This is a genomic window from Sedimentibacter sp. MB31-C6 (genome assembly GCF_035934735.1).
Taxonomy (GTDB): domain Bacteria; phylum Bacillota; class Clostridia; order Tissierellales; family Sedimentibacteraceae; genus Sedimentibacter.
Genome location: NZ_CP142396.1, coordinates 2,634,422 through 2,652,180 on the forward strand (window position 1 = coordinate 2,634,422; position 17,759 = coordinate 2,652,180).

The 17,759-nt window shown below is 33.0% G+C and carries 13 protein-coding genes and 1 other annotated feature; all 13 genes read left to right on the forward strand.

Going from position 1 to position 17,759, the window contains the following annotated elements; translation table 11 throughout:
• Positions 1-12: 12 nt before the first annotated feature.
• A complete protein-coding gene (rplA, locus tag U8307_RS12500; RefSeq protein ID WP_326908355.1) occupies positions 13-711 on the forward strand; it encodes a 50S ribosomal protein L1 in 699 nt (232 codons plus the stop codon).
• A gap of 54 nt (positions 712-765) precedes the next feature.
• Positions 766-880: a sequence feature (ribosomal protein L10 leader region), on the forward strand.
• 342 nt (positions 881-1,222) lie between these two features.
• Positions 1,223-1,726: a 50S ribosomal protein L10 gene (gene rplJ / locus U8307_RS12505; RefSeq protein WP_326908357.1), complete on the forward strand. Its 504-nt coding sequence runs from the start codon at positions 1,223-1,225 to the stop codon at positions 1,724-1,726.
• Between the two features lie 25 nt (positions 1,727-1,751).
• The gene (gene rplL / locus U8307_RS12510; protein ID WP_326908359.1) at positions 1,752-2,135 is read left to right on the forward strand and encodes a 50S ribosomal protein L7/L12; all 384 of its coding nucleotides are present in this window, start codon (positions 1,752-1,754) and stop codon (positions 2,133-2,135) included.
• Positions 2,136-2,442: 307 nt separating this feature from the next.
• Positions 2,443-6,171 (forward strand): DNA-directed RNA polymerase subunit beta, encoded by a 3,729-nt coding sequence (gene rpoB / locus U8307_RS12515; RefSeq protein ID WP_326908361.1) that lies wholly within the window; start codon positions 2,443-2,445, stop codon positions 6,169-6,171.
• A 44-nt stretch (positions 6,172-6,215) separates the two neighbouring features.
• On the forward strand, positions 6,216-9,734 hold the full coding sequence (rpoC, locus tag U8307_RS12520) for a DNA-directed RNA polymerase subunit beta' (RefSeq protein ID WP_326908363.1): 3,519 nt from the start codon (positions 6,216-6,218) through the stop codon (positions 9,732-9,734).
• Positions 9,735-9,920: 186 nt separating this feature from the next.
• Entirely contained in the window at positions 9,921-10,157 is a 237-nt protein-coding gene (locus U8307_RS12525) for a ribosomal L7Ae/L30e/S12e/Gadd45 family protein (RefSeq protein WP_326908364.1), read from the forward strand.
• A 24-nt stretch (positions 10,158-10,181) separates the two neighbouring features.
• Positions 10,182-10,598: a 30S ribosomal protein S12 gene (gene rpsL / locus U8307_RS12530; RefSeq protein ID WP_326908365.1), complete on the forward strand. Its 417-nt coding sequence runs from the start codon at positions 10,182-10,184 to the stop codon at positions 10,596-10,598.
• A 252-nt stretch (positions 10,599-10,850) separates the two neighbouring features.
• The gene (rpsG, locus tag U8307_RS12535; RefSeq protein WP_326908366.1) at positions 10,851-11,321 is read left to right on the forward strand and encodes a 30S ribosomal protein S7; all 471 of its coding nucleotides are present in this window, start codon (positions 10,851-10,853) and stop codon (positions 11,319-11,321) included.
• Positions 11,322-11,365: 44 nt separating this feature from the next.
• Entirely contained in the window at positions 11,366-13,426 is a 2,061-nt protein-coding gene (fusA, locus tag U8307_RS12540) for an elongation factor G (RefSeq protein ID WP_326908368.1), read from the forward strand.
• A gap of 18 nt (positions 13,427-13,444) precedes the next feature.
• Positions 13,445-14,638, forward strand: a complete 1,194-nt coding sequence (gene tuf / locus U8307_RS12545; RefSeq protein WP_326908370.1) for an elongation factor Tu — start codon at positions 13,445-13,447, stop codon at positions 14,636-14,638.
• Between the two features lie 258 nt (positions 14,639-14,896).
• Positions 14,897-16,288, forward strand: a complete 1,392-nt coding sequence (locus U8307_RS12550; protein WP_326908371.1) for a sigma-54 interaction domain-containing protein — start codon at positions 14,897-14,899, stop codon at positions 16,286-16,288.
• Between the two features lie 364 nt (positions 16,289-16,652).
• On the forward strand, positions 16,653-16,964 hold the full coding sequence (gene rpsJ, locus U8307_RS12555) for a 30S ribosomal protein S10 (protein ID WP_326908373.1): 312 nt from the start codon (positions 16,653-16,655) through the stop codon (positions 16,962-16,964).
• 148 nt (positions 16,965-17,112) lie between these two features.
• Positions 17,113-17,745 carry a 50S ribosomal protein L3 gene (gene rplC, locus U8307_RS12560; protein ID WP_326908375.1) on the forward strand — a complete coding sequence of 211 codons (633 nt, stop codon included), beginning with the start codon at positions 17,113-17,115 and terminating at the stop codon, positions 17,743-17,745.
• Positions 17,746-17,759 lie beyond the last annotated feature (14 nt).

The following is a 17,759-nucleotide window of genomic DNA, read 5'->3' on the forward strand; positions in this document are numbered from 1 at the left end:
GAGGTAAACTAAATGCCAAAAAGAGGTAAAAAATATCAAGACAGTATTAAGACAGTTGAAAAATTAAAGTTATATGACTTAGAAGAAGCTGTAGAAGTAATGTTAGGTACAGCAAAAGCTAATTTTGATGAGACTATTGAGGCTCATATAAGATTAGGAGTAGATTCTAGACATGCAGACCAACAAGTAAGAGGCGCTGTAGTTCTACCACACGGAACAGGAAAAACTGTACGTGTATTAGTATTTGCAAAAGGCGATAAAGCTAAGGAAGCTGAAGAAGCTGGAGCAGATTACGTAGGTGAAGCTGATTTAGCTGATAAAATACAAAAAGAGAATTGGTTTGATTTTGATGTAGTTATAGCTACTCCTGATATGATGGGTGTAGTTGGTAAACTTGGTAGAGTATTAGGACCTAAAGGGTTAATGCCAAATCCAAAATCAGGAACAGTAACTTTTGATGTTGCAAAGGCTATTCAGGAGATTAAAGCAGGTAAAGTTGAATATAGACTTGATAAAACAAACATTATTCACGTTCCTGTTGGAAAAAAATCTTTCGGTACAGAAAAATTAGTTGATAATTTAAAGACTATTATGGATGCAATTGTAAAGGCAAAACCAGCCGCTGCTAAAGGTAAATACTTGAGAAGTGTTGCAATAGCTAGCACGATGGGTCCTGGAGTTAAAATTAATCCAACAAAGTTAATGGATTAATAATTAATCATTTAATCTGTATTGACAAAAAATGGAACTATTGATATAATTCAAGCGACAATTAAATAGATACCGCAGACCGTTGGTGCTCAAAGAGTTTAAATATCCAACCGAGGTGAGATATAAATTAATTTCTCTTCGTCTGCGGAGAGATTTTTTGTATGCCCTAACCCAATTATTTCGAGCGATAGCGAAGAAAGAATTGTTGGTAGGTCAACCGCAACGAATTCCCAATTTTTGCGAACGATAGTGAGCAAAAAAATTGGTGAATGAGACTGCGATATCCCTAACCCTATTTTTACGAGCGTTAGCGAAGAAAAAATAGCGGTAGGTCAACCGCAACGAATTCCCAATTTTTGCGAACGATAGTGAGCAAAAAAATTGGTGAATGAGACTGCGATATCCCTAACCCAATTATTTCGAGCGATAGCGAAGAAAGAATTGTTGGTAGGTCAAAATTAGATCCCTAACCGGATAAATGTATGCCGCTTATAAGGAGGTGTAAACGGATATGAATCAATCAGTATTAGAACAAAAAAAGCAAGTTGTTAATGATATTACAGATAAGTTAAATAAGGCTAAATCTATTGTATTAGTAGAATACAAGGGGTTATCAGTTGAAAAGGCTACTGAATTAAGAGATAAGTGCAGAGAAGCAGGCGTTGAATATAAAGTATACAAAAATACTATGATGCGTTTTGCGTTTAAGGAATTAGGTTATGAAGATTTCAATGTAAACTTAGAAGGACCTAATGCAATAGCTTTATCTTATGAAGATGAAGTATCTGCAGCTAAAGTAACAAATGATTTTGCTAAAACAAGTGATGCTATAAAAATAAAAGCTGGTATTGCTGATGGTAAGTTAATGGATGCTGATGAAGTTAAAACTTTAGCTAATGTTCCATCAAGAGAAATTCTTATTGCTCAGTTGGCAGGTGTATTACAAGGAAATATTAGAAATCTTGCATATATACTTGATCAAGTTGGCAAAAAAAATGAAGAAGTAGCAAACTAATTATAAAATATAGGAGGTAATTAAAATGGCAAGTGAAAAAATAACAAAATTTGTTGAAGAAATAAAAGAACTTACAGTTTTAGAATTAAATGAATTAGTAAAAGCAATTGAAGAGGAATTTGGAGTATCAGCAGCGGCTCCAGTAGCAATAGCAGGTGGAGCTGCAGCAGGTGGAGCAGCTCCTGCTGAAGAAGCAAAATCAGAATTTGATGTAGTATTAACATCTGCTGGATCTTCAAAAATTAAAGTTATAAAAGTAGTAAGAGAATTAACTGGTCTTGGTTTAAAGGAAGCTAAAGAAGCAGTTGATGGAGCACCTACTACATTAAAAACTGGTATAGCAAAAGATGAAGCTGACAAGATGAAAGAAGCATTAGAAGCAGAAGGCGCATCAGTAGAAGTTAAATAACATTCATATCAAAAATTAAAAAGACTTTACAATTTAGTAAAGTCTTTTTACTCATTTCTTAAATTGAATTTTACAATTAATATGATTAGAGTATAATTTTCTTATAATTGTAAATAATAGTGCATGGTTTTATTCTTTTCACAGATATATTAATCAAGATAATATAAATAAATTTAATTTAATAAATAACAAAAAATATATTGACATAAAATTTATGTAATGTTATTATTATATAATGCAATAAATATTGAATGTTGGCATAGAATTTGTATGTCAGAAAAATAATTATTAACTAAGGGGTGAAAAAATGCCGCATCCTGTGAAAATAGGTAATAGAGTTAGGATGTCCTACTCTAGAATTAATGAAGTTTTAGAACTACCAGATCTTATTGAAGTACAGAAAAAGTCTTACGAATGGTTTCTTAATGAGGGGCTAAGAGAAGTTTTTGATGATATTTCTCCTATTGAGGACTATACAGGGAATTTGATTCTGGAATTTGTTGATCATTCATTATTTGGTGATCCAAAATTTAGCCAACTTGAATGTAAGGAAAGAGACGCCACTTATTCAGTTCCTTTAAAACTTAAGGTAAGATTAATTAACAAAGAAACTGGAGAGATTAAGGAACAAGAAGCATTTATGGGTGATTTCCCATTGATGACTGAAAAAGGCACATTTATTATTAATGGTGCAGAACGTGTTATAGTAAGTCAGTTGGTGCGTTCACCAGGCGTTTATTTCAATATGGCGAGGGATAAAATTGGTAAGGAGTTATATTCAGCTACAGTAATTCCAAATAGAGGTGCATGGCTTGAATATGAAACTGATTCCAATGATATTGTCTATGTAAGAGTTGACCGAACAAGGAAACTTCCTATTACTGTGCTTGTTAGAGCGATGGGTCTTTCCACGAATTCTCAGATAATCGAAAATATTGGTGAAACAGAACAACTTTTGAAATCTTTTGAAAAGGACAACACTACAAATACTGATGAAGCTCTCATTGAAATTTATAAAAGATTAAGACCTGGAGAGCCTCCTACTATAGATAGTGCAACCTCTTTAATTAATTCTTTATTTTTTGACCCAAAAAGGTATGATTTAGCTAAGGTTGGACGTTATAAATTTAATAAAAAGCTAAGTCTTGAAAATAGAATAATTGGCAAAAGATCAGCTGAAAATGTTGTAGATAAAGAAACTGGCGAAATATTGATACATAAAGACGAAGTTATTGATAAAAAGACAATAGAGAAGTTAGAATTAGCAGGTATCTTTTCTATTGATATATATAATAATGAGGATAGTATTACAAGAGTTCTGAGCAATAAATTTGTTGATCCATCTATATTTGGACTAGATTTAGATTTTGAAAAACTTGGTTTGAAGGAACGGGTTTATTATCCTTCAATGAAACAAATATTAGATGAAAACAATTCTATTGATGAAATAGAAAGAGCAATAGCTGATAATGTAAAGAAACTTTCTCCAAGACATATAATTATAGATGATATGATGGCATCGGTAAATTATCAATTTGGATTATTTAAGGGAGTAGGAAATACTGACGACATTGACCATCTTGGTAACAGAAGAATAAGATCTGTGGGCGAACTTTTACAAAATCAAGTAAGAGTTGGTTTATCAAGAATGGAAAGAGTAGTTAGAGAAAGAATGACTATTCAAGATGTAGATGTAGTAACACCACAAGTGTTGATTAATATTAGACCTGTATCTGCTGCTATAAAAGAATTTTTTGGAAGCAGTCAGCTTTCTCAGTTTATGGATCAAACTAATCCATTAGCTGAACTTACTCATAAAAGAAGAATGTCAGCTCTTGGGCCAGGTGGTTTAAGTAGAGATAGAGCAAGTTTTGAAGTAAGGGACGTGCATCATTCTCATTATGGAAGAATGTGCCCTATTGAAACACCTGAAGGTCCTAATATAGGACTGATAAATTCTTTAGCTACTTATGCGAGAATAAATGATTATGGTTTCTTAGAGTCACCATATCAAAGAGTTGATAAAGAAACTGGACAGGTAACAAATATAATTGATTATATTACTGCAGATGTAGAGGATACTAAGATAATTGCTCAGTCTAATGAACCTTTGAATGAAGATGGAACCTTTGTTAATAGTCGTGTTGTGGCTAGAGGTATTGACGGTATAAATGAAATAGTATCAAAGGATCAAGTTGATTATATGGAGGTTTCTCCTAAACAAGTTATTTCTGTAGGAACAGGCATGATTCCTTTCCTTGAAAACGATGATGCTAATCGTGCTTTAATGGGTGCTAACATGCAAAGACAGGCTGTTCCTCTTATGATAACAGAGGCTCCTATTATTGGAACTGGATTAGAATACAAAGCTGCAAAGGACTCTGGTGTAGTAATAGTTTCAGAACACGATGGAACTGCTATATCTGTATCTGCATCAGAAATTATGATTAGAAGAAAAGATAATGGAATGATTGACAAATATCCTTTGTTAAAGTTTAAGCGTTCAAATCAAGGGACTTGTGTTAATCAAAGACCTATAATAAATAATGGTGATGAAATAAAAAGAGGGCAAATTATAGCTGATGGTCCTTCAACTGAAAATGGAGATATTGCAATAGGAAAAAATCTTCTTATTGGATTTATGACATGGGAAGGATACAACTATGAAGACGCTATATTGTTAAATGAAAAACTAGTAATGGATGATGTTTTGACATCAATTCATATAGAAGAATATGAATCTGAGGCAAGGGATACAAAACTCGGTCCTGAAGAAATTACTAGAGACATACCAAATGTAGGAGATGATTCTCTAAAAGATTTGGACGAGAGAGGTATTATCAGAATTGGTGCTGAGGTTGAATCAGGAGATATTCTTGTAGGTAAAGTAACTCCTAAAGGAGAAACTGAACTTACAGCAGAGGAAAGACTTCTTAGAGCTATATTCGGAGAAAAGGCAAGAGAGGTTAGAGATACATCTCTTAAAGTACCACATGGGGAAGCTGGTATTATAGTAGATGTTAAAGTATTTACGAGAGAAAATGGAGATGAATTAAGTCCAGGAGTAAGTAAACTTGTAAGAGTTTATATTGCCACTAAACGAAAGATTAATGTTGGTGATAAAATGTGCGGTCGTCATGGTAATAAAGGTGTTGTATCTCGAATATTACCAGAAGAGGATATGCCATATCTTCCTGATGGAACTCCATTACAAGTAGTTTTAAATCCTCTTGGAGTGCCTTCTCGTATGAATATTGGTCAGGTTCTAGAAGTTCATTTAGGGTTTGCAGCAAAGAAACTTGGATGGAATGTAGCAACTCCAGTATTTGATGGTGCTTCTGAAGATGATATCTGGGATGCTCTTGAATTAGCTGGATATCCTAGGAGTGGTAAAATAGATTTAAGAGATGGACGATCAGGTGAGTTTTTTGATGGTCCAGTAACTGTTGGATATATGTATATGCTGAAGTTGCATCACCTTGTAGCTGATAAAATACATGCTCGTTCAACTGGACCGTATTCTCTAGTAACTCAACAGCCATTAGGCGGAAAGGCTCAGTTTGGTGGCCAAAGATTCGGTGAAATGGAGGTTTGGGCTCTAGAGGCTTATGGAGCGGCTCATACTTTGCAGGAAATATTGACGGTTAAATCAGACGATGTTACTGGTAGAGTTAAAACATATGAAGCAATAGTTAAGGGTGAAAATATTCCTGAGCCAGGTATTCCTGAATCCTTTAAGGTTTTAGTAAAAGAATTACAGAGTTTGTCTCTTGATATTAAGATTATTACCAGCGATCAAGATGAAGTTGAAATAGTTGATTCTATGGATAATGATGATGAAGATCTTCCAGTTGAAAGTGAAGATTTAAAGGAAATGCATTATGAAGAATCAGAAGGTATGACTGAAATAGATGTAACTGAAGATTCTGAAAATGTAGTAGAAGAAACAAGCGGAATTGAAGACATTATTGATATTACTGATGTTGATGAAATGGATATAGATAATGATGATTTATACAACGATGATGATGAGTAATAATGAGAATCAATTGAAAAATTATAAAGAAGGGAGCGAACTCCTTGGTAGATTATAATAATTTTGAATCGATAAGAATAGGATTATCTTCTCCTGATAAAATAAGATCATGGTCAAGAGGAGAAGTTAAAAAACCAGAAACAATTAACTACCGTACACTGAAACCTGAAAAGGATGGTCTTTTCTGTGAAAAGATATTTGGACCTACTAAAGATTGGGAATGTCATTGCGGAAAATACAAGAGAGTTAGATATAAGGGAGTAGTTTGTGATCGTTGCGGCGTTGAAGTAACAAAAGCAAAAGTAAGAAGAGAAAGAATGGGTCATATTGAGTTAGCTGCGCCAGTTTCTCATATTTGGTATTTTAAGGGAATACCTTCGAGACTTGGTTTAATGCTTGATATGTCGCCAAGAGCTTTAGAGAAGGTGTTATACTTTGCTCAGTATGTTGTTACAGAAGCAGGAAATACTTCTTTATCTGAAAAGCAGTTATTGACTGAAATGGAGTACAGAGAATATAAAGATCATTATAAGAATGCCTTTAAGGCTGAAATGGGTGCAGAAGCAATTAAAAAACTTTTGCAAAAAATTGATCTTGAAAAAGAATCTGTGGAGTTAAAAAGTCAACTAAAGGACAGCAAAGGTCAAAAGAAGGTTCGAATAACTCGTAGACTTGAAGTAGTCGAGGCTTTTAGAGTATCAGGAAATAAACCTGAGTGGATGATTCTTGAAGCAGTACCAGTTATTCCTCCTGAATTAAGACCAATGGTTCAATTAGATGGTGGACGTTTTGCAACTTCTGATTTAAATGATTTATACAGAAGAGTAATTAATAGAAATAATAGATTAAAAAGGTTACTCGATTTAGGAGCGCCGGATATAATTGTAAGAAACGAAAAAAGAATGTTACAAGAGGCCGTTGATGCTTTAATCGATAATGGTAGACGGGGAAGACCTGTTACTGGACCGGGTAATAGACCATTAAAATCATTATCTGATATGTTAAAGGGTAAGCAAGGTCGTTTTAGACAGAACCTACTCGGAAAAAGAGTTGACTATTCTGGTCGTTCAGTTATTGTTGTTGGACCAGAACTTAAATTTAATCAATGTGGTTTGCCTAAAAAGATGGCTTTGGAACTTTTTAAACCTTTTGTAATGAAGAAATTAGTTGAAAGTGGAGTAGCCCATAATATAAAGAGTGCTAAGAAAAAAGTTGAAAAGGTTGATAATGCTGTATGGGATGTTTTAGATGAAATAATTAAGGATCACACTGTAATGTTAAACCGTGCGCCTACATTGCATAGACTCGGTATTCAATCTTTTGAGCCAGTATTAGTTGAAGGTAAGGCAATTAAATTGCATCCATTAGTTTGTACTGCGTACAATGCAGACTTTGATGGAGACCAAATGGCAGTTCATGTTCCTTTGTCAGTTGAAGCACAGGCAGAATCAAGATTTTTGATGATGTCAGTAAATAATATATTGGCACCTAAGGATGGAAGACCAATTACAACTCCTACTCAAGACATGGTACTTGGTAGTTATTATATGACCCTTGAAATTGAAGGTTCCAAGGGCGAAGGTATGATATTTAAAGATTTTGATGAAATGATTATGGCATATTTCAACAAAATAGTTGACTTGCATGCAAGAGTCAAGGTAAAAAAAGTTGTTGACGGCAGCATAAAACTAGTTGAAAGTACAGTGGGAAGATTTATATTAAATGAAGATATTCCACAAGACTTGGGTTTTGTTAATAGAGAAAAAGATAAATTCTCTCTTGAAATAGATATGACTGTTACAAAAAAACATTTAGAAGAAATAATCTATAGATGTTTCAGAAAACATGGTAATGCTGAAACGGCAGATGTTTTGGATAGTATAAAATCAAAAGGATATAAATTTTCAACTATTGGAGCAATTACTATAAGTGTTAGTGATATAACAGTTCCTGATGAAAAGAGAATTCTTTTGGAAAAAGCAGAAAAACAAGTCCTTGAATATGAGAAAAAGTATAGAAGAGGATTGATGACAGATGAAGAAAGATATGAGAATGTTATAAAAATATGGAATCAAACTACAGAAGATGTTACGGAAGCTCTTATGAATAATCTAGATGAGTTAAACAGCATTTATATAATGTCTGTATCTGGTGCCCGTGGAGGTCGTAATCAAATTAAGCAGCTTGCTGGTATGCGTGGACTTATGGCTAGTGCTTCTGGTAAAACAGTTGAAGTTCCAGTTAAATCAAATTTCCGTGAAGGACTTACAGTTCTTGAGTTCTTCTTATCTGCTACAGGTGCTCGTAAAGGTTTAACGGATACTGCTTTAAGAACTGCAGATTCAGGCTATTTAACAAGAAGGCTTGTTGATGTAAGTCAGGATGTTATAATCAGAGAATTAGACTGTGGAACAACTGATGGAATAGATGTTGAGTCTTTTGTAGATGGAAAAGAAGTAATTGAAGAATTAAGTGAAAGATGCGCAGATAGATATTCTTCGAAAGATATAACACACCCTAAAACAGGGGAAATTATGGTTAGGACTGGGGAACTTATAACAGAAGAAATGTCCAAAAAAATTCAGGAATCTGGTATTAAATCTGTAAAGGTAAGATCAGTTTTAACTTGTAAAACAAAACATGGTGTTTGTGCTAAATGTTATGGAACTAACTTGGCTACTGGAAAACTTGTGCATGTAGGAGGAGCTGTAGGTATTATAGCAGCTCAGTCTATTGGGGAACCTGGTACACAGTTAACAATGCGTACATTCCATACTGGAGGTATAGCTGCAGCTGCAGATATTACACAAGGTTTGCCGCGTATAGAAGAATTATTTGAAGCAAGAAAACCTAAAGGTCAAGCTATTATTTCAGAACTATCTGGAAGAGTAACTATAACTGAAAAAGCTCATAAGAGAGAAGCAACTATAACAAATAATGCAGAAGTTGAAAGTAAAACATACCTTATTCCTTATGGATCTAAGTTGTTAGTTACAGAGGGAGATGAAATAGAAGCAGGTGATAAAATTACTGATGGTTCTATTAATCCTCATGATATATTAAAGATTAAAGGTATAAAGGCGTTGCACTCATATATTTTGATGGAAGTGCAAAGAGTTTATAGAATGCAAGGTGTTGATATTAGCGATAAGCACGTAGAAGTTATTATCAGACAGATGTTAAATAAGATTAGAATTGAAGAATCTGGAGATACTACATTGTTACCAGGAAGTCTTGTTTCTATAGATGAATTTAATCAACAAAATGAAGAAGCTATTAAAGAAGGTAAAGAGCCAGCTAATGGAGAAGTTGCATTATTGGGTATAACAAAATCATCATTGGCAACAGATTCATTCTTAGCGTCAGCATCATTCCAAGAAACTACAAGAGTTTTAACGGATGCAGCTACTAAGGGAAAAGTTGATAATTTAATAGGGCTTAAAGAGAATGTTATAATTGGTAAACTTATACCTGCTGGAACTGGAATGAAAAAATATAGAAATATAGGTATTACAATCCCTGATAGTATTAAAAAAGAAGAAGATTTAGTTATGGAAGAGTAATAAATTTAGGGAAGGGCAAAGTACCTTCCCTTATCATTTTTAAGAAATAAAAAAAATAATTTGACATCTAAAATGTAAGATGGTAAAATACTTTAGTGTTTTAAACCTCAAATAAATTAATGTGACAAAGTTCTTTTAAATAAAAGTATTAATTTGTCTTAGTTAATATCTTTGAAAGGTGATAAAATGATTAATAAAGAAAAAAAAATAGTAATAGGCAAAAAGCAGACTATGAGATCAATATCTAAGGATGAAGTTGAAAAGGTACTTGTTTCAAAGGATGCTGATTTGCATGTAACTCAACCTATCGTAGATGTTTGCAATAATCAAGGAATCGAAATTGAGTATTTCGATACTATGAAAGAATTGGGAACAGCTTGCGGTATTGATGTAAACGCAGCGGCGGCTGCCGTTTTAAAATAGATAATAAAAGAAGGAGGTGCAAAGATGCCTACTATTAACCAGTTAGTGAGAAAAGGAAGAAAACAGGTAACATATAAGTCCAATTCTCCAGCATTGAATGTAAGTTATAACACACTTCAAAAGAAAATGAATGAAGTAAATTCTCCACAAAAAAGAGGAGTATGTACATCAGTAAAAACTGTAACACCTAAAAAACCTAACTCAGCTCTTAGAAAAATTGCAAGAGTTAAATTAACAACAGGTGTAGAAGTTAGTGCATATATTCCAGGAGAAGGTCACAACTTACAAGAACATAGTGTTGTTCTTATAAGAGGTGGTAGAGTTAAAGACTTACCAGGGGTTAGATATCATATTATTAGAGGTACCCTTGATACAGCTGGTGTTAGCAAGAGAAAACAAGCTAGGTCTAAATATGGAGCCAAATTGGAAAAGAAAAAATAATTAGATGATTCCGGCACACTATGCAGATTATGATGTGTATAGCGCCATAATATATATATACAATATCTTACTTTTCACTATTTCGTGAATTGTCAGAAGTTGTTACATTTGTGTTTACAGTTATCTTGTATTTTATGATTTTTTAATGAAATGCTCAGAAATTGTTACAGAAATGAATGCATTTTGTGCACAACGGCATTTATTATTGTCGAGTACCTATGAATTAAATTTATTATTAAGGAGGGAAGTATAGTGCCAAGAAAAGGTCACATACCTAAAAGAGCAGTAATGGAAGATCCTATTTATAAGGATAAAGTAGTTACTAAGTTGATTAATCAACTAATGTACGATGGTAAAAAAGGCGTAGCCCAAACCATTGTATATGATGCATTTGATATGATAAAAGAGAAAACAGGTGAAGATCCTTTAGAGATTTTTACTAAAGCTATGAATAATATTATGCCAGTTCTTGAAGTAAAAGCAAGAAGAGTTGGTGGTGCAACTTATCAAGTACCAATAGAAGTAAGACCAGAGAGAAGACAAACTTTAGGGTTAAGATGGTTAGTAAGTTATTCTCGTAAAAGAGGAGAAAGAACTATGCGTGAAAGGTTAGCAAAAGAAATAATGGATGCTGCCAATAACGTAGGAGCAAGTGTTAAGAAAAGAGAAGACACACATAAAATGGCAGACGCTAATAAAGCATTTGCACACTTTAGATGGTAATCTAAGTAGTAAAGTTTTATTTGCAGCTTGAAGGAGGGAAATTAATGAGAGAATATCCTTTAGACAAAACGAGGAATATTGGAATAATGGCGCATATTGATGCAGGGAAAACTACATGCACCGAAAGAATCCTGTTCTATACTGGCAAAATTCATAAAGTAGGAGAAACTCATGAAGGTGCAGCTCAAATGGACTGGATGGAGCAAGAGCAGGAAAGAGGAATTACAATAACTTCAGCTGCTACTACTTGTAAATGGAATGATGTAAGAATAAACATTATCGATACACCTGGTCACGTAGATTTCACTGTTGAAGTTGAAAGGTCATTAAGAGTGTTAGATGGTGCTGTAGCAATATTTGACGCAAAGATGGGGGTTGAGCCTCAATCAGAAACTGTTTGGAGACAGGCAGATAAATATAATGTACCAAGAATATGTTTTATTAATAAAATGGATAAATTAGGAGCAAATTTCTTTTATTCAGTAAGCACAATGGTAGATAGACTAAAAGCAAATGCTGTACCAATTCAGATTCCTATAGGAACTGAAGAAAATTTTCACATTATTATAGATTTAGTTGAAATGAAAGCTGTAAGATATAATAATGAAGAAGGAACAGCTATAGAAGTTATTGAAATACCAGAAGATTATATGGAACAAGCGAATGAATATAGAGACAAACTTTTAGAATCAGTATCTGATTTTGACGAAAATATAATGGAAAAATATTTAAATGGTGAAGAAATTGCAGTTGATGAATTAAAAGCAGCTATAAGAAAAGAAACTATCAACAATGAAATAGTTCCAGTTCTATGTGGCTCAGCTTATAAGCACAAAGGCGTAAAACTGTTGTTAGATGCAGTTATTAATTATTTACCAAATCCAATAGAAGTTCCTCAAATGAAAGGTTTTGATCCGAAAACAAATGAAGAAATAGTAAGAGAAGTTTCAGATGATGCTCCATTAGCAGCATTAGCATTTAAAATAATGGTTGATCCATTTGTAGGTAAACTTACTTTCTTTAGAGTTTATTCAGGTACATTAGTTTCAGGAAGTTATGTATTAAACTCTACTAAGAATAAGAAGGAAAGAATCGGAAGATTACTTCAAATGCATGCTAATAAGCGTGAAGAAATCAAAGAATCTTATACAGGGGATATAGATGCAGCAGTTGGCTTAAAGCAAACTACAACAGGAGATACTTTGTGTGATGCAGATCACCCTATATTACTTGAATCTATGGAATTCCCAGAACCTGTTATTGAAGTAGCTATTGAACCGAAAACTAAAGCAGGACAGGAAAAAATGGGTATCGGTCTTCAGAAACTAGCAGAAGAGGATCCAACATTTAAAACATATACTAACCCTGATACAGGACAGACAATTATTGCAGGTATGGGCGAACTTCATTTGGAAATAATTGTAGATAGACTTTTGAGAGAATTCAAAGTTGAAGCAAATGTAGGTAAGCCTCAAGTTTCTTACAAGGAAACAATTACAAGTACTGCAGATGTTGATTGCAAGTATGCTAGACAATCTGGTGGTAAAGGACAATATGGTCATGTTAAAATTACCATTGAGCCTCAAGAATCAGGTGAAGGTTTTACTTTTGTTAATGCAATCACAGGTGGAGTAATACCAAGAGAATATATACCAGCAGTTGAAGCCGGTATAAAAGGAGCAGCTGAAAATGGTATAGTTGCTGGATATCCAGTTATTGACTTTAAAATAACATTATATGATGGTTCATATCATGAAGTTGACTCAAGTGAAATGGCATTTAAAATTGCTGGTTCTATGGCTTTTAAACAAGCTATGGAAAAAGCATCACCAGCTTTACTAGAACCTTATATGAAAGTCGAAATAACAACACCAGAAGAATATTTAGGTGATGTTATGGGAGATGTTAATTCAAGAAGAGGTAGAATAGAAGGCTTTAGTGATAGAAATGGTGTAAAGGTTGTTGATTCATTTGTACCATTATCTGAAATGTTTGGATATGCTACTACATTGAGATCAATGACTCAAGGTAGAGCAAGTTATGCAATGGAATTCCATCACTATGAAAAAGTGCCTAATAGCGTAGCTGAAAAATTAGTTAAATAAAAATGGGAGGAAATAAAAATGGCAAAGCAAAAATTTGAAAGAAACAAACCCCATGTTAACGTAGGAACAATAGGCCACGTTGACCATGGTAAAACAACACTAACAGCAGCAATAACAATAACATTAAATAAGAGAAACGGAACTGGAGAAGCAGTAGCATTTGACAATATAGATAAAGCTCCAGAAGAAAGAGAAAGAGGAATCACAATATCAACATCACACGTTGAGTATGAAACAGCAAATAGACACTATGCACACGTTGATTGTCCAGGCCATGCTGACTATGTAAAGAATATGATTACAGGAGCAGCACAGATGGATGGAGGAATCTTAGTAGTATCAGCAGCAGATGGACCAATGCCTCAAACAAGAGAGCATATCTTACTAGCAAGACAGGTTGGAGTACCATCATTAGTAGTATTTTTAAACAAAGCAGATATGGTAGATGATCCAGAATTAATCGAATTAGTAGAGATGGAAGTTAGAGAACTTTTATCAGAATATGAATTTGACGGAGATAACACACCAATTATAGTAGGCTCAGCATTAAAAGCATTAGAAGATTCAGATAGTGAATGGGGAGACAAAATATTAGAATTAATGCAGGCAGTAGATGATACAGTACCTACACCAGAAAGAGACCAAGACAAACCATTCTTGATGCCAGTAGAAGATGTATTCTCAATCACAGGAAGAGGCACAGTTGCAACAGGAAGAGTTGAAAGAGGAATATTAAAGGTACAAGATAAAGTACAAATTGTTGGATTAAATGATGAACCAACAGAAACAGTATGTACAGGAGTAGAAATGTTCAAGAAATTATTGGATCAAGCAGAAGCAGGAGACAATATAGGAGCATTACTAAGAGGAGTGCAAAGAAGTGACATCCAAAGAGGTCAAGTATTAGCAAAACCAGGAACAATAACTCCACATACAAAGTTCAATGCAGAAGTATATGTATTAACAAAAGAAGAAGGTGGAAGACATACACCATTCTTTAATGGATATAGACCACAGTTTTATTTTAGAACAACAGATATAACAGGACAAATAGACTTAGAAGAAGGCGTAGAAATGTGTATGCCAGGAGATAACGCAACATTTGTAGTAGAATTAATCCATCCAATAGCAATAGAAGAAGGATTAAGATTTGCTATTAGAGAAGGCGGAAGAACAGTTGGTTCTGGAGTTGTTACTAAAATTATTCAATAATAATTAAAGAACAATTGATATTAATAACTTCATTTTAGAAGTTATAACTATAAAAAGTCGTAAGGTTTAATATAATCTTACGATTTTTTTATTATATAGGAACGTCCTTGCGAATGTATATTAGTATTAATTATTATATATGATTAATTATTGTCATAGATTATTAAAGTAGTTTTATGTGTAGAAAAATGTATTTAAATATTTCATATTAAATGTTATAATAACTAAGATATATTAAAATAAAGGTTGGATGGTAATATGGATTATAAAAATATAATGAAATTAATATCAGAAAATATTTATAGTGGTATATTTATAGTTGATAAAAAAGGTATTGTTATTTTTTATAATAAGTCAGCCAATGATCTAGCAGGAGTAAATATAGAAAATGCAATAGGTAAGCATATTCTGGAGATTTTTCCTAAATTGACAAATGAGACAAGCACTATTATTAGGGCTTTAACTACTGGACGTGGAATTAAAAATTATATTCAAAATTATTATAATTATCAGAGTAAACAAGTAACTATATTATCCACTACTATTCCATATTATGAAAACGGTCAACTTGAAGGTGCTATTGAAATATTTTCAGATGTTGACAAATATACGAATATTAGTCGAAATGGTTATAATATATCAAATGAGGTACAATTAGTAGAAAAAGCAAACTATACATTGGATAATATAATTGGAAATAGTTCTGAGATAAATAAAATCAAAAATAAAATTCTTAAAATAGCAAATAGCAAGTCTCCAGTTTTAGTTTATGGTGAAACAGGTACAGGCAAAGAACTGTTAGTTCAGAGTATTCACAATGAAAGTTATAGAAGAGACATGCCATTTATAGCCCAAAATTGTGCTGCAATACCAGAAACTCTTCTGGAAAGTATTTTATTTGGTACAACTCTAGGAAGTTTTACAGGGGCAAAAAACTCAAAAGGGTTAATCGAAGCGGCAAATGGTGGTACATTGTTTTTAGATGAAATAAATTCTATGGATATAACTCTTCAAGCTAAACTTTTAAGATTCCTAGAAGAAGGAAATATAAGAAGAATTGGTGAAAACAAATTGAGAAAGGTTGATGTACGTGTTATAGCAGCTTTAAATGAAAATCCTAATGATGCAATAACATCAGGTAAAATAAGGAAAGATTTATTTTTCAGGTTAAATGTTATAAACTTTAGTTTACCTCCTTTAAGAAATAATAAAGAAGATATAATAGAACTTTCAAATTATTTTATATATGAGTTAAATCAAGAGTTAAGAAAGAATATAATTGGTTTTTCTGAAGAAGTTTTAGATTTCTTTTATTATTATGATTGGCCAGGGAATACTAGGGAACTTAAACATGTTATTGAACATGCTATGAATATTACTGAAAAAAGTATTTTAACTGTGAAGGATTTACCAGAGTACTTAATAAAAAGCAATGAAGTTAAAGAATATCCTAACTTGGTAATTAAACATAGTAATCAATCTTTAAATGAACAATTAAAACAATTTGAGAAACGAATAATTTGTCAAGCTTTAACAGAAAATAATCATAATATAACAAGGACATCTAAGAAACTTGATATACCAAGGCAAACTTTATATTATAAAATGGATAAACTAGGGATAAAGGTTGACAAAATTCTGGACAACTAAAGTATAGAATAAAGTAATTGCATAATCAATTACTTTTGATTGTTATAGAAGCTTTAAAAATAGCGAGTATTGTATAAAAAGAATGTTTTACAGGAAATCATATGAACTAAATGTAACAAGTGTTAAGATTGCGAAACAATTAAAAAAAACACTTGATTTATGTGTATTTTTGGTATATTATAATCAAGCTTGCCACATGCGATGACGCAAAAGGTTGCTGATTTTTCAGGGAATTTTTGCAGAGTATGTCCTGTTAGAAAACAGGGCGACCGGTATTGCTTTTAAAAAAAATAAGAAACACCCGGCTGGGTGTATCGAGCAATCCCGAGTTGTATGGTTGACATACGAAAAAGGAGGTAAAAAAATGGCAAACACACAAAAAATAAGAATCAGGTTAAAAGCTTATGATCATCAATTAATCGATCAATCTGCACAAAAAATTGTAGAAACAGCAAAGACAACTGGTGCTACAGTTGCTGGACCAATTCCACTGCCTACGGAAAAACAGGTAATTACTATACTTAGAGCTGTACACAAGTACAAAGATTCCAGAGAGCAGTTTGAGCAAAGAACTCACAAAAGATTAATTGACATAACTAACCCTACTCCAAAAACTGTAGATTCATTAATGAAGCTTAATTTGCCAGCAGGAGTAGATATTGAAATTAAATTGTAACGAGGATACATCGTTGAAACGATGTGATGAAATTGCAAGGCAATTTCTTCGATGTTTTAATAGCAAGTAGAGAAAAAATATAATATACACTCTGCTTAGGATGATTACTCAAAGAGTAATCCGCTGTAAGAAAATAGGAGGTGTAAGAATGAAAGCAATTCTTGGTAAAAAAGTCGGAATGACACAAGTATTTACAGAACAAGGTAATGTAGTCCCTGTAACAGTAGTTGAATCTGGCGAAATGGTTGTTGTGCAAAAGAAGACTGTTGAAAAAGATGGATATAATGCTATTCAAGTTGGATTTGGAAACATAAAACCTATAAATGTTACTAAACCTATAAAGGGTCATTTTGAAAAATCTAAAGTAGAACCTAAGAAATACTTAAGAGAATTTAAGGTTGATAACATTGATGACTATGAAGTTGGTCAAAAAATTGGTGTTGAAATATTTGAAGCTGGAGAGTTAGTAGACGTAATTGGAATTTCTAAAGGTAAAGGCTTTGCCGGCAGTATTAAAAGACATGGACATCACAGAGGACCTATGAGTCATGGTTCTAAATTTCACAGATTAAGAGGTTCTTTAGGAGCTTCTGCTTATCCAGCAAAAGTTGTTAAAGGAACTAAAGCTCATGGACATATGGGTCATGAGAGAGTAACAGTATTAAACCTTGAAGTAATTAAAGTAGATACAGATAAGAATGCTATTTTATTAAAAGGTGCAATACCAGGACCTAAAAAAGGTTTGGTAAGCATAAGAGAAGCAATCAGATTTAAGAAATAATTAAAGGGAAAGGA